The sequence below is a fragment of the Pseudomonas sp. Irchel s3h9 genome, from assembly GCF_900187475.1.
GTDB lineage: Bacteria > Pseudomonadota > Gammaproteobacteria > Pseudomonadales > Pseudomonadaceae > Aquipseudomonas > Aquipseudomonas neuropathica.
In genome coordinates this window covers 49,065-62,819 of the sequence record NZ_FYDH01000015.1, presented here as the reverse complement: position 1 = coordinate 62,819, position 13,755 = coordinate 49,065, and the positions used below count along the sequence as shown (strand labels likewise).

Genomic DNA, 13,755 nt, shown 5'->3' with positions numbered 1-13,755 from the left:
TGACCCACCGCTATCGCTGGCAAGCCAGCTCCCACAGGGTTATGCGGCGACCTGGCGGATAAGTAGCAAGAGGAGAAAATGCGCGGGATAAAGGGTATAGGCCCAGCGCCGCATCGGTGTCGGCTGGAGATATCGCCCATGTCGCAACAGGAACATTCCTAGCATTGGCGCAAACAGGCATGTCGCAATACCGAGAATGGCGACGCTACTGCCGAACCTCGCCGAGTCGTACAGCACTTGCCATTGATTCGCTGCGAGGCATATCAAACCCGGCAGGAAGCTGAAGTACCACGGACGGCGAAACACCAACAGCATTGCCAGCGGTAGCAGAATCCCGAAGAAACCGAACATCAGCCGTTCCGGAAACATGGCGGCCAGCACCAGCACAGCAACACCGAGCAATCGCGACATGATCGAGGGATCCTGCCACCCCCGCGCCACCAGCAAGCCCAACGCCAGCGTCGGCATCACGTTCAACGTATCGGGCTCAGGAATGTACAGCCGATAGGGAATCTCACTGACTGCACTGAACAGCATCAACCAGCCCAGATAGCGCCATTCCATCCTCCGCGACCCGGCGCGCGCCAGATTCGCCGCCATCGCCAGGCAAAACCACGGAAACGCCAGCCGCCCAGGCACATACAGCCAATCGGCGGAGAACCCGGCATATCGCAGGTGATCGAGCAACATGCACAGCAGCGCCAGCCACTTGAGCAGATCCAGTGCGCCGTCGCGTTTGCTCAAGTGCATAATCGTCCTACAAACTGGTAATTTCCTGAACGTGACATCCCGTGTGCTCCCCGGAAGATCTTCGGTAAAGTGCGCACCCTCATTGACCACGAGCCTTCACAAGAGTCTCGACCACGGAAGCCGGCCATGACCGACAAGAGCCAACAATTCGCCAGCGACAACTACTCCGGTATCTGCCCTGAAGCCTGGGCTGCAATGGAACAGGCCAACCACGGCCACCAGCGCGCGTATGGCGACGATGAATGGACCGCACGCGCGGCCGACCATTTCCGCCAATTGTTTGAAACCGACTGCGAAGTGTTCTTCGCCTTCAACGGCACCGCCGCCAACTCGCTGGCCCTGTCGTCGCTGTGCCAGAGTTACCACAGCGTGATCTGCTCGGAAACCGCCCACGTCGAAACTGACGAATGCGGCGCCCCGGAATTTTTCTCCAACGGCTCGAAACTGCTGATCGCCGGCACCGAAAACGGCAAGATCACCCCGCAATCGATCCGCGAAGTCGCGCTCAAGCGCCAGGACATTCACTACCCGAAACCGCGTGTGGTGACCCTGACCCAAGCCACTGAAGTCGGTAGTGTCTACACCCCGGAAGAAGTCCGCGCCATCAGCGCCACTTGCAAAGAACTGGGTCTGCACCTGCACATGGACGGCGCGCGTTTCTCCAACGCCTGCGCCTTCCTCGGCTGCTCGCCGGCGGATCTGACCTGGAAGGCCGGTGTCGATGTGCTGTGCTTCGGCGGCACCAAGAACGGCATGGCCGTGGGTGAAGCGATCCTGTTCTTCAACCACAAATTGGCCGAAGATTTCGATTACCGCTGCAAACAGGCCGGACAACTGGCGTCGAAAATGCGTTTCCTCTCGGCACCCTGGGTCGGCATTCTCGAAAACGGTGCCTGGCTGAAATACGCCCGCCACGCCAACCACTGCGCGCAACTGCTGGCCGAGCTGGTCAGCGACATTCCAGGCGTCGAACTGATGTTCCCGGTCCAGGCCAACGGCGTGTTCCTGCAACTGTCGGAACCGGCCATCGCCGCGCTGACCGCGAAGAACTGGCGCTTCTACACCTTCATCGGCAAGGGCGGCGCGCGCTTCATGTGCTCCTGGGACACCGAAGAAGAACGCGTCCGCGAACTGGCCCGCGACATCCGCGAAGTCATGTCCGCCTGATCCCCCTGCACTGATCGTTCCCACGCTCCGCGTGGGAATGCCTCCCGGGACGCTCCGCGTTCCCGCCTCACCACTGTCGACATGCTTAACACCGCTATGACGCAGAGCGTCGACGGCTGCATTCCCACGCAGAGCGTGGAAACGATCTTCGATCGGGAATGATTTTTCCCACCGCAACACCAGACTTCTCTTCTAGCGAGAACATGCCACCCGCCTCATCCTGATCGTTCCCACGCTCCGCGTGGTAACGCACCCCGGGACGCTCCGCGTTCCATCTCCAATGCACCGCAAGATTCAAGGAAGAATCCCATGGGCCGCAGCCGCTACACCCTTACCGAAACCGACAAGCCACATTTTCTGACCTGCACGGTCATGGAGTGGTTGCCGCTGTTCATCCGTCCCTACATCGTCGACCACCTGCTCAACTGCTGGCGTTATCAACAGACCCACCATGACTTGAAGCTGTACGGCTACGTGATTCTGGAAAACCATCTTCACTTCGTCGCTCAGGCGCCCGACCTGAGTAAATGCCTCAGCCAGTTCAAATCTTTCACCGAGCGACAAATCATCGATGATCTGCAAAGCAAAGGTGCAGACAAAGCCCTGCAACGTCTGCGCTTTAGCAAACGTGCGCACAAGCAAGACCGGGTTTACCAGTTGTGGCAGGAAGGCTCCCACGCTGAGATGGTTTATAGCGAATCGGTCATGCGCCAGAAGCTTGAATACATCCACAACAACCCGGTGAAACGCGGGTATGTGGATTTGCCAGAGCATTGGCGTTATTCGAGTGCCAGAAACTACACGGGAATGCCGGGGCTGATTGAGGTTCAGTGCTGGTATTGAAATGGGACGCGGAGCGTCCCGGGCTGCATTCCCACGCAGAGCGTAGGAACGATCAGATCCGACTCCACCCCACTGATCGTTCCCACGCTCCGCGTGGGAATGCCTCTCCGAACGCTCCGCGTTCCAGCCTCACCACTGTCGACATGCTTAACACCGCTATGACCCGGAGCGTCGACGGCTGCATTCCTACGCGGAGCGTGGGAACGATCAAACGCCTTCCTTCTGCCCTGAAAGACTTGGTCTACATTGTCTGTCGAGCCCTCCGCTCACATAACAATAAGCAGGAGCATCGGCATGTCGTTACAAGGCAAAACCCTGTTCATCACCGGCGCCAGCCGTGGCATTGGCCGTGAGATTGCGCTACGGGCCGCCCGGGACGGGGCCAATATCGTGATTGCGGCGAAGAGCGCCGAACCCCACGCAAAGTTACCCGGGACCATTCACAGCGTCGCAGCGGAAGTCGAAGCAGCGGGCGGCAAGGCTTTGGCCCTGCAAGTCGATGTGCGTGATGAAGACGCCGTACGCCAGGCACTGGCTCAGGCCAACGAACATTTCGGCGGCATCGATGCATTGGTGAACAACGCCGGGGCGATCAAACTCACCGGTGTGCAACACATCGAGCTCAAACGCTTCGACCTGATGCACCAGATCAACACCCGCGCGGTGTTGCTGTGCAGCCAGGCCGCCCTGCCTTATCTGAAAAAGTCCGCCGGGCACATTCTCAACCTGTCGCCGCCGCTAAATCTGGCGAGCAAATGGTTTGCACAGTTCAGCCCTTACACCGTGACCAAATACGGCATGAGCATGCTGACGATCGGGATGAGCGAGGAATTTGCCAGTTACGGGATCAGTGTCAATTCGTTGTGGCCGCAGACGATGATTGCGACGGCGGCGATTGAATTTCAGTTGGGTAATCGGGAGTCGTTCAAGCAGGCGCGAACGCCAGCGATCATGGCGGATGCGGCGCATGTGATTCTGGATAGCAGCGGGCGGCAGATTACCGGGCGGTTGTTGATTGATGAGGAGATTTTGCGGGAGAGCGGTGTGACGGAGTTCGGTCAATATCGCTTTGATCGAGAAAGCGACGCGGCACTCATGCCGGATTTGTTTATCGACTGAAAAGCCCCTCACCCTAGCCCTCTCCCGGAGGGAGAGGGGACTGACCGTGGTGTTTATCAGAGCTACGCCGACGTGAAATTCCCCGCCGAACTCACATTTTGAAAAGCCTAAAAATCGGCCCCCTCTCCCTCTGGGAGAGGGCTGGGGTGAGGGACAAGCCGTACGCAAAAATTCGCCCCACTCAAAAATCGATTCGCACATCCCCTTTAGGCACACTGCAGCAAGACAAGATAAAACCTTCCGCCTCATCGTCCTCGGTAATCCCGCCGTTGTGCTCCATCTCCACCTCGCCGCCCAGCTTGAGCACCTTGCACGTCCCGCAAATGCCCATCCCGCACGCCTTCGGAATCATCAACCCCAGCTTGGCCGCCGCCGCATGCACCGTCTCGCCCGGTGCAACACGAATGCTCTTGCCCGACGAAGTGAATTCGACCTGATGCAGATCCGCTGCATCGATTTCTGGCGCATCGGCTGCCTGTTCGGCTTGCTCGACCGCATCGGCACGAGCTTCCGGTGGCGTAGCACCGAAGGATTCCTCGTGATAACGCGACATGTCGTAACCGGCCACTTCCAGCAGGCGCTTGACCGCGTTCATGTACGGCGTCGGGCCGCAGCAGAACACTTCGCGCTCAAGGAAGTCCGGCACCATCAACTCAAGCATCTTGTGATTGAGGTAGCCGCGATACCCGGCCCACGGCTCGCCCAAGCCGTGCTTCTCGCAAATCAGGTGCAGGCTGAAGTTGTCAATCCGCGACGCCATGTGTTCCAGCTCGCGGTGGTAAATGATGTCTTTCGGCGAGCGCGCGCTGTGGATAAAGGTCATGTCGACGTTGGCGTTAGTGTCGTAGAACCAACGCGCCATCGACATGCACGGCGTGATCCCGACGCCGCCGCTGAGGTACAGCACTTTCGGGCTCGGAAAGTCGATGGCATTGAACAGCCCGACCGGCCCGTGCACCGCCAGCTCCTGGCCTTCATGCAGCGTATCGTGCAGCCAGTTGGAAACCTTACCGCCCGGCACCCGTTTGATCGTCACCGAAAAGCTGTACGGCACCGACGGCGAACTGGAGATCGTGTACGAGCGCATGATCGGCTGGCCTTCGATTTCCAGCTCCAGGGTCACGAACTGCCCGGGCTTGAAGAAGAACAGGATCGGCTGATCGGCCATAAAGCAGAAGGTGCGCACGTCCCAGGTTTCCTGGATGACTTTGACGCAACGGACGATGTGTCGGCCATTGGCCCAGGTCTGGGTGGTGACCGGATTCAGGAAGCTGTTGGACATGCTGTTCTCCACGGCCGACTGTCGGCCTCATGTCGGCGATTCTGCGTATAGCGCGAACCGCCCGTTTACCTATCCGCGACATCGGCATACTTATCGCGACCAGCCCCCAACCACCGGGGGTTGCGCGTCGGGAACAGATTGCACCATGTCGCCCATGGATAAGGTTCGCGGCAGCGCCGGCCCCACACTCGCCCCAACACCAATACAGATTCTTTACACCTTGCGTAGCAACCGTTAGCAGCACACCTGATCAGCCACTTTTCGCCGGCCACGCAGATGGCCATGAGGATCACATCGATGGACGTCACCGCAAAAATCAGCCTGGGCGATCCGCTGGAACCCGCACGCAAGGCCACCGCACAAATGCTCCAGGAGCGCGAGCGCACGTTTTCGCTGCCGCAACCGTTCTATAGCGACGAGCGGCTGTTCGATATCGACATGCAGGAGATCTTCCAGAAAGAGTGGTTGATCGCCGGCATGACCTGCGAGATCCCGGCCAAGGGCAACTACCTGACCCTGCAGATCGGCAAAAACCCGATCATCGTTATCCGTGGCGCCGAAGGCGTGGTGCACGCGTTCCATAACGTCTGCCGCCACCGTGGTTCGCGACTGTGCACCAGCGAAAAAGGCAAGGTTGCCAAACTGGTCTGCCACTACCACCAGTGGACGTACGAGCTGGACGGTCGCCTGCTGTTCGCCGGCACCGAGATGGGCGCCGACTTCGACATGAAGCAATATGGCCTCAAACCGGTGAACGTGAAGACTGCTGGCGGCTATATCTTCATCAGCCTAGCGGAGAATCCACCGGCCATTGATGACTTCCTGGCGACGCTGAACCACTACATGGAACCGTACGACATGGAGAACACCAAGGTGGCGATCACCACCACCTTGATGGAAAAGGCCAACTGGAAACTGGTGCTGGAAAACAACCGCGAGTGCTACCACTGCAACGCGTCTCACCCGGAACTGCTGAAAACCCTGCTGGAGTGGGACGACGTCACCGACCCGCGCGCCGATCAAGCGTTCAAGGATCACGTTGCTGCGTCCGCTGCTGCCTGGGAAGCTGAGAAAATCCCTTACGCCCACGCCAGCTTTGGCCTGCGCAACCGCATCGTGCGCATGCCGCTGCTCAAGGGCACCGTGTCGATGACCCTCGACGGCAAACAGGGCTGCGCGAAACTGATGGGCCGGATCAAGAACCCGGATCTGGGTTCGATGCGCATCCTGCACCTGCCGCACTCGTGGAACCACTGCATGGGCGACCACATCATCGTCTTCACCGTGTGGCCGATCAGCGCGCAGGAAACCATGGTCACCACCAAATGGCTGGTGCACAAGGATGCGGTTGAGGGTGTCGATTACGACGTGGAGCGTATGCGTCAGGTGTGGGACGCGACCAACGATCAGGATCGTCGCCTGGCCGAAGAGAACCAGCGCGGGATCAACTCCACCGCCTACCAGCCCGGGCCTTACTCCAAGACCTATGAGTTTGGCGTGGTTAACTTCGTCGACTGGTACAGCGAGCGCCTGTTGAGCAACCTCGGCGCCGAGCCTGCGCCGTACCTAAAAGGTGTCCCGGTCCAGGGCTGATGTCTTCTGCTTGATCGTTCCCACGCTCTGCGTGGGAGTGCAGCCCGGGACGCTCTGCGTCCCAAAAGGCCGAACGCGGAGCGTCCGTTGAGGCGTTCCCACGCAGAGCGTGGGAACGATCAGTCAGTGTGATGACCACCTCACCGATCCATCCTCACCAATAAACTCCTCAAATATCTCCTCCCCCACCAACCTGATTTTCGCGTACCCGTTCAACACCCGCAGCGGATATGCCGGGTCCTTGGCATCCTGCGTCTCCGACCACAACACCCGCGAATGCCCGTCCAGCTCGCTGGCATTGCCATAGGGAATCGCCCCGTGCCCGGCACAACGCGCATGCAAACCACCCTGCTGCGCATACACGATGCCGTTGTGCAGATGCCCCCAATACCAATAATCCGGCTCGCGCCCCAGCGCATCGCACACCGGTTGATACAGCGCGGTCTTGTTGTGCCCGGAAATATCGAAGCCCTGATGATGGCTGAGCACCATGAGCTTTTTGCGTTTTGGCAGGCCTTTCATCCACGCGATCTGCGGCTCGTTCAAAGTGCCGTCCATGTACAAATTCATCGCATCAGACGCGTACGCAGAATCCAGCCCTACCACCAGCCAGTCATCGTTGATCAAGGCGAAGTAACTGGTGCCCTGCTGCCCCGGAAAACGCTTGGCCAGTTCCTTGAAGTAGCCGTGGGCGCCGCTGTACATCTCGTGGTTGGAATTGAGGGTAAACGAGCCATGCGTACCCATCGGCCAACCGGCCATGTCGACGTCTTCCTGGGAATGACTGCCGGCGTAATACACATCGCCCAAATGAATGGTGAAATCGGCCTGGGCCAGTTGCATCTGATTGGCCACCGACACCGCCGGCGCATGACTGTCGAACGGCCCGGTGCCCCAGTCGCCGGCAATCGCCAGGGTCACGTCGCGATCCATTTGCACCACCGCCGGGTCAGTACCGAAGGTCGCGTGATGGCGCAGGTTTTCGATCCACTTCAGCAGCGCCTCGCTCCACAGCAGATCCAGCAGTTCCCACTTGCGACAGCCGAGCAGGCTGCCGTCCTTGAGCACCCGGGTCGCCAGTTGATCGGTGGACTGCGGCAACGGTGCGGCGTTGCCGATGCGCAGGATCGACAGACCGTGGGACAGCTCCCAGGGTACGCTCGGTTCGTCGTCCGGCAACTCGCCGTTCTTCAGCACGTACTGCGCCTGATCATGCCCGCGTTGCAGCAGCTTGATGATCGCCTGAAACTCCTGCGGCTCGAGCTCGCTGATGAGTTTCATCCAGGCCATTTCCATGCGCGTGAACAAGCCGTGAATGCGCACTTTGACCTTGTCGTATTCGTGTTCCCAATGACTGACCAGTGACATGGTGTAATCCTCTCTCCGTAAGGGTTCACAGGGTTTTCATGAATTCGATCAATGCACGCTTGTCGTCGTCCGACAGGGTTGTGCCGTACAGGTGACCGCTGTTGTGGTTGCCCTCCAGCCGCGTGTCGTATTTGAAGTCCGCCGAGGCTTTGGCCTGGGCGCCGCTGGTGACGAAACCGACGTTGACCGGGTCGTAAATATCCGAGCCGGTGATGAACACCTGCGGACGTTTTTCCGGCGGTTGCAGTAAGTCCCATAGGGTCGGCACCGAGCCGTTGTGCAGGTACGGCGCGCGCAACCAGACGCCGTCGGTGGGCGTGTTGCTGTAGCTCTGGGTCTTGCGGTAGGCGCCGAAATCGAACGGCGGTTTTTTGAAGGTGTGGAACGCGGCCACCAGACCGGTGGTGAACGAGTCGAGCCGGTGCGGATCAGTGCCAAGCTGATCGATATTGGTCGTGACCTGCCCGGTATCGGCGCGCCCGAAGTCATGACAAGCCGCGCAGTTGGCCTCCCAGATCGGTTTGCCCTGGGCGACCTTGGCCTGATCCAGCGCCCACGGCCACGCCGGCGCCTTGTGCCCGAGCAGCCAGTTGGTCACGCGGTTGAAGCTCGGCGGCAACACCGATTCTGGCGTTGCGCCCACGGCCATCGCGGCGGCGTAGTTGCGTTCGTGGATCTTGTTGTTATTGCCGTCCCAGTGCAGGTACATCGATTCGCGGGGTTTCTGGTTCCACACTTGCGGCAGGTCGACGGTGCCGATGGTCGAGTCATCCGGGAAGCCGAACACCACCATTTTCGTCGGATTGAAGGTGTCGGTGCGGCCCGGGCCTTGTTGCGGACGCAGCTTTTGCCAGGCGTAAGCCTGCTTCTGCTTGAGCAGTGCGCTTTTGGCCATCGGCATGATCAGGTAGCGGTTGTAGAGCTTCTCAAAGAAGCCCAACTGAAACTTGCTGTTGATCGCCGCCATCACCGCGTCGGTGGTGAATTTCGGATCGCTGGCGCAATCGTAAGCGAACCACTGGAAGGCTTGCAGTTGCAGGGTGTTGGCCGGCGCGCTCGGCACATTGACGGCGACGTCGCTGGCATTGGCGCGGTAGGAGCCGGTATGGCACAGCGCGCAGTTCGGCTCTACCGTCGGGTAGCCGATCTGCCGCTTGGCCATGCCGATCGGCAGATCCTTGCCGTTTTCAAAGAGGAAACCGAAAACCTCCCAGCCACCGGGTTTGGGCATTTTCTCCGGGCACATCTGCGGCAGCACGGCGAACAGGTAATACGGGATGCGCGCTTCGATGCCGAGGCCGATGGCAGCGTACTTGTAGTGGTCTTCGTCGGAGGCATATTGCTGTTCAGGCACGACGCGGAGCATCTGATACCAGGTCTCGTAACCGATGAAACCGAGTACCGCGACGACAATCAGCGTGCCTACCTTGAAGGCGTGACTCTGCCATTGCCGCTGCCATGCCGCGCGCCACTCGCGCCAGCCATCGCAAAGCAATGCCCAAGGGCGGTTCTCCGGCGCGGTGCCGAGGTAGAGCAGAATGCCGAGGATCAGAAAGAAGCTCAGATCGCCCATCAACATCGGCACGAATACCGAGCCTTGAGAGCTGGTGTTGATCAGGTAAATCCAGAAAATCACCGCGATCAATCGCGTCAGCACACACAACCAGGAATGCACCACGTAACGCGGCGCGTTGAAACCCGACGGCATGTAAAACACGCTGATGCCAACCAGCAGCATCCCAGCGTTCTCCAGCCATGGGTCAGAGAGTTGCGGCGGCAGCCCGACCACCGATGTCAGCAACCCCGGCGCGAACAGCGCAGGGAGGGCGAACACCATGTTCATCGCAATGCCTATCCAGATGAAGCGTTGAAACCAGCGGATGTAGCTGTCCATATCAGTTCCCCTGATCGTTCCCACGCTCTGCGTGGGAATGCATCCCGTGACGCTCTGCGTCACACAAGCGGACGCAGAGCGTCCATGGCGGCATTCCCACGCGGACGGTTCGACGCCTCGACGTGGGAACGATCAGTGACTACCCGAGGGCGGTTTTCTCCAGGTGTGCAAGGATGATCGGGTAGACATCGACCACCGCGTTCTTGCCGAACATGCAGTCAATGTGGCCGTAGCCCGGCACCACTTGCCGGCTATAGCGCTCCGGCCCATGCATTTCGCACAAGCGCTGGTAGGTCTTGAGGGTGCTTTCCGGCAGGTAGCACTGGTTGTCGGCACCGCTGATAAAACAGATCGGCATGGTCAGTCGATCAAAGTGCGGCATGTACACATCGTTGCCTTTGAAATCCACCAGGTGCCCTTTGCGCACGATCAGCGCCAGGTGCTCGAAGGTTTCGATGTTCGACTCACCGAACAACTCGTGCAGGTTGTCGTGCAGGGTTTCGTTGAGGGTGTCGTGGCGATACAGCGACGCGTACATGAAGGTGATCCGGTGGCACACCGGATTGGTGCAATAGCCCTGCGCCTCGATCCGCGCGTAGCCGTTGAGGGCCTTGTCGTAGAGTCTGTTGAACCAGTTTTCCTTGCTGTCGGCGTAAGCGGTCATCGACTTGATGCCGATCGCATCGAGCATCCCCGGCAGGTGCAATCCGGCCTTCAGCCCTGTGGCAGTAGCAACTACGGTGTCAGCGGCAATCTGCGAGCAGACCACCGAACGCACACCCTGCAAACCGGCGAGCAACGACATGAAGAAGGTCGTTGCGCCGTAGCAATGCACCACGCACTGCACGTCCTTGGCCTGGGTCTGCTGCTGAATCTGCGCGATGGCAGCCTTGAAATCGTATTGGGCGATCTGGTCGCCGTTCCACTCTTTCTTGCTCGCCGGCAACAGGATACTCACGCGAAAATCCAGCAACCACACGTCGTAGTCGTGCTTGCACAGATATTCCAGCAGATTGGTCTGGATGGTGTCGGTGGAAAAGATATTCGAACCCACGCCCAAGCCATGCACCAGCATCACCGGGCCTTTGCTCCCGGCCTGATACCGGGTCAGGCGCAATTCAACGCCGTCTTCGGTGGGGAAGAAATGCACCGCCGGCGTCGGCGCATCCAAGGGCCGTTTCAACCGTGGCGGCGCGTCGGGATTGAAGTAGATATCGCCGGCAAACACCCCGCCGTAACTTTCCCAGAGGATCCCGGCGAAGAACTTGCCGAACCGCGCCAGGCCTTCAATGCGCTCGCGCTCGTTGCGCGCATTGAGGACTTTCATGGTGGTCATCTGTTTGGCGAAATCGGTCGGATGAATATGCATCACCCCGGAACCGATCACCTCACCGGTCTTGTCCGGCCCGCGATACAGCGTCACGTACAGCGTGCTGGTGTCATGCCAGATATTCAGCACGCCGTTGTCTTCCGGCACGGTTTTGAAGGCGCTGAAGAAATAGTCGTTACCGTCCTCGGCGGTCAGTTTCATGTCGTACTGCATGTGGCGCGTATCGACCTGTTGCTCGAATTGTTCGAACAGGTTGAACACGCCGTTGCTCGCGGTCAGCGGCTGCGGTGACAGCGCTGGGGCGATGACAGTGCCAACGATGGTCGCCGCGTGCTCGGGTTCCTTGATCATGCGGTTGAGGTCGTTGGCGGTGATGGTCAGGGTGAAGTCGATCGGCGAATTGTCCGCCTCGCCGCGTTTGGCCGCTGCTTCGTAGACTTTCAGGTCGGTGCTTTGCGCCTCAGTGAAAGCCCGGGAGAAATAGCCCTTCATGGTTTCGGTGAACTGCACGCCGAGGGTTGGCGGTGCCACTGGTTTACGCGGTGCGGATGGCAGCGTGTAGTCGATCTGCCAGCCACGGTCGGCGGCAAGCAGGCCCATGTTGCGCTCACTCACAGCAGAGATGGTCAGCAGCGGATTGACCGCCAGCGAGGTCGGAATCACCGCACCGTCCGTCACGTACAGGTTGGCGTAAACATCGCTGCCACTGGCACCGCTGAACACCTGCCCCTTGTGATTGACCACGCCTTGCGCCGCGTCTTCACCCATCACGCAACCGCCCAACGGGTGGACTGAAACGATGCTGTGCTTGAGCAATTTGGTCCAGATCGGGTTCTCCACCCACACGCCGCCGAGCGCCTTGGTGCTCTGGTGCAAACGCTCGTTGCCGAGCTTGAAGTTCTCCTGCTCGCCAACGCCCGGCCAGTCGATACGCAGTTGATCCTTGTTGTCGAGGACCATCCGTCCCTGGCCGCTGTCGTGGCTCATGATCAGGTAAGTCTGCATGTTGTGCAGTGCGCCGTAATACGGGCCGCGCAGAAAGCTTTCCGCTTCACGCGCCTTGTATTTGACCTTGCCGCTGAAGCTGTCATCCGTGGCGACGCCTATCATCTCGGCAAACCCGGCCATGGCCGGCACCATCGGCCGGCCGAGCGCGCCGGGGATCGAGCCCTCCTCGATGACCATGCGGCTGCGCCAGTCGCCTTCCGTGCGCATGTCGATCACCGAGGTGATGCACGGGCCGACCGGGTGCAGTTCCTTGGCCGGGTGCGCACCGAAACCGATGCCGTTGATGGTCTGCTCGCAGTTGTGGCCGAAGCCGAGGATGTCGCCGTTGCCGCTCATGTTCTCGCCGAGCTGGGCGGACATCACCACGCCTTTGTCGCGCGTGCGCAGAAGAATTTCCGTGGAGCCGAGGGTGCCGGCGGAGACCACGACGATGTCGGCCTTCACGAACAGCGTCGGCGCGTTGAACATCTCCCGCCCGCTGTCGAGGTACTGGAAGTGCACGATCCAGCCTTCACCATCACGCTCCAGGTGCCGCACTTCGGCCTGGCAGAAAATCTCCGCGCCGTAGTTCCAGGCGTCCGGCAGATAGTTCATCAGCGTGGTGTTCTTGGCCTTGTTGTTACAGCCCGACACGCAGTCGCCGCACTGGTTGCACGGCAGTTGCTCGACGCCGACATGGTTGAGGTTGTTTGGCAGCTTGTCGAAGGTCACGTTGATCGGCGGCTTGTAGAAATGCGCGCCCTGCTTGAGGTATTCCGCGGATTTCTTGTTGGCGTCGAGTTTGGGCAGGTTGGGTGCAGTGCTCGGGTAGGGATTGGGTTTGAGCATTTCCCGGGCGCGGGCATAACCGTCCTTGAGCAACGTATCGCGGTGCTCACGCACCGCTTGCGGCCAGCGCGGATCGTCGAATACGCCCGGCTCCGGTTCGAGGGCCACGTTGGCATTGATCAGCGACGTGCCGCCGAGGCCGCAACCGACCACGACGTTCTGCTGGGCATTCACATGCAAGTCGAACAGCCCGGTGCGCGAGCCGATATGGCCGTCCGGGTCATGCACCTGCAGTTCCTCGGTGGCGGCGATCATGGTGTTGGGGTATTCGCCGGGCTGGATTTCCCGACCGCGTTCGAGCAGGCACACACGTTTGCCGGCACGGGACAGGCGCGAGGCAGCAATGCCGCCGCCGTAGCCTGAACCAATGACAATCACATCGTAGTGTTCCTTGATCTCGCTGATGGGCGTTGCGATCCGTGTCATGAGGTGGTTCCTCTAATCAGGCAGATGGGGCAACTCTGCGGTTGCCTGCAATCAATGGGCGGACGGGCACCTGGCCACCGGATCAAGTCCGGCGACAGCACAGCGGTCTGGCGGGTGGGGCGCGCTACAGGCGAGCGTGCTGATTGG

General features: G+C 59.9%; 9 protein-coding genes. 4 read left to right on the top strand and 5 right to left on the bottom strand.

The window, feature by feature from the left end; translation table 11 throughout:
- Nucleotides 1-39: 39 nt before the first annotated feature.
- Entirely contained in the window at nucleotides 40-750 is a 711-nt protein-coding gene (locus tag CKW26_RS22885; RefSeq protein WP_095050271.1) for a TraX family protein, read from the bottom strand.
- A gap of 126 nt (nucleotides 751-876) precedes the next feature.
- Between CKW26_RS22885 and CKW26_RS22880 the strand changes: the two genes are divergently transcribed.
- The 3 genes from CKW26_RS22880 to CKW26_RS22870 all read left to right on the top strand — a co-directional run bounded on the left by CKW26_RS22880 (nucleotide 877) and on the right by CKW26_RS22870 (nucleotide 3,879).
- Nucleotides 877-1,917 (top strand): low specificity L-threonine aldolase, encoded by a 1,041-nt coding sequence (locus CKW26_RS22880; protein WP_093429910.1) that lies wholly within the window; start codon nucleotides 877-879, stop codon nucleotides 1,915-1,917.
- A gap of 309 nt (nucleotides 1,918-2,226) precedes the next feature.
- Nucleotides 2,227-2,760 (top strand): transposase, encoded by a 534-nt coding sequence (locus CKW26_RS22875; protein ID WP_095050270.1) that lies wholly within the window; start codon nucleotides 2,227-2,229, stop codon nucleotides 2,758-2,760.
- A gap of 294 nt (nucleotides 2,761-3,054) precedes the next feature.
- Nucleotides 3,055-3,879: an NAD(P)-dependent oxidoreductase gene (locus CKW26_RS22870; RefSeq protein WP_095050269.1), complete on the top strand. Its 825-nt coding sequence runs from the start codon at nucleotides 3,055-3,057 to the stop codon at nucleotides 3,877-3,879.
- 181 nt (nucleotides 3,880-4,060) lie between these two features.
- Here CKW26_RS22870 and gbcB read toward each other — a convergent pair whose 3' ends face one another.
- A complete protein-coding gene (gene gbcB / locus CKW26_RS22865; RefSeq protein ID WP_007911227.1) occupies nucleotides 4,061-5,161 on the bottom strand; it encodes a glycine-betaine demethylase subunit GbcB in 1,101 nt (366 codons plus the stop codon).
- A gap of 297 nt (nucleotides 5,162-5,458) precedes the next feature.
- Here gbcB and gbcA point away from each other — a divergent pair, with 297 nt between their 5' ends.
- Nucleotides 5,459-6,754: a glycine-betaine demethylase subunit GbcA gene (gbcA, locus tag CKW26_RS22855; protein WP_095050268.1), complete on the top strand. Its 1,296-nt coding sequence runs from the start codon at nucleotides 5,459-5,461 to the stop codon at nucleotides 6,752-6,754.
- Between the two features lie 123 nt (nucleotides 6,755-6,877).
- Here the strand turns inward: gbcA and CKW26_RS22850 are convergent, their stop codons facing one another.
- From CKW26_RS22850 to CKW26_RS22840, 3 genes are all read right to left on the bottom strand, one after another.
- Nucleotides 6,878-8,122 carry a metallophosphoesterase gene (locus CKW26_RS22850; RefSeq protein ID WP_095050267.1) on the bottom strand — a complete coding sequence of 415 codons (1,245 nt, stop codon included), beginning with the start codon at nucleotides 8,120-8,122 and terminating at the stop codon, nucleotides 6,878-6,880.
- Nucleotides 8,123-8,147: 25 nt separating this feature from the next.
- Nucleotides 8,148-10,016: a hypothetical protein gene (locus CKW26_RS22845; RefSeq protein ID WP_095050266.1), complete on the bottom strand. Its 1,869-nt coding sequence runs from the start codon at nucleotides 10,014-10,016 to the stop codon at nucleotides 8,148-8,150.
- 139 nt (nucleotides 10,017-10,155) lie between these two features.
- Nucleotides 10,156-13,608 (bottom strand): alpha/beta fold hydrolase, encoded by a 3,453-nt coding sequence (locus CKW26_RS22840; protein WP_095050265.1) that lies wholly within the window; start codon nucleotides 13,606-13,608, stop codon nucleotides 10,156-10,158.
- Nucleotides 13,609-13,755: the final 147 nt, after the last annotated feature.

Coding starts and splice junctions, on each gene's coding strand:
- CKW26_RS22885 (WP_095050271.1), bottom strand. CDS start 750: ATGCACTTGAGCAAACGCGACGGCGCACTGGATCTGCTCAAGTGGCTG.
- CKW26_RS22880 (WP_093429910.1), top strand. CDS start 877: ATGACCGACAAGAGCCAACAATTCGCCAGCGACAACTACTCCGGTATC.
- CKW26_RS22875 (WP_095050270.1), top strand. CDS start 2,227: ATGGGCCGCAGCCGCTACACCCTTACCGAAACCGACAAGCCACATTTT.
- CKW26_RS22870 (WP_095050269.1), top strand. CDS start 3,055: ATGTCGTTACAAGGCAAAACCCTGTTCATCACCGGCGCCAGCCGTGGC.
- gbcB (WP_007911227.1), bottom strand. CDS start 5,161: ATGTCCAACAGCTTCCTGAATCCGGTCACCACCCAGACCTGGGCCAAT.
- gbcA (WP_095050268.1), top strand. CDS start 5,459: ATGGACGTCACCGCAAAAATCAGCCTGGGCGATCCGCTGGAACCCGCA.
- CKW26_RS22850 (WP_095050267.1), bottom strand. CDS start 8,122: ATGTCACTGGTCAGTCATTGGGAACACGAATACGACAAGGTCAAAGTG.
- CKW26_RS22845 (WP_095050266.1), bottom strand. CDS start 10,016: ATGGACAGCTACATCCGCTGGTTTCAACGCTTCATCTGGATAGGCATT.
- CKW26_RS22840 (WP_095050265.1), bottom strand. CDS start 13,608: ATGACACGGATCGCAACGCCCATCAGCGAGATCAAGGAACACTACGAT.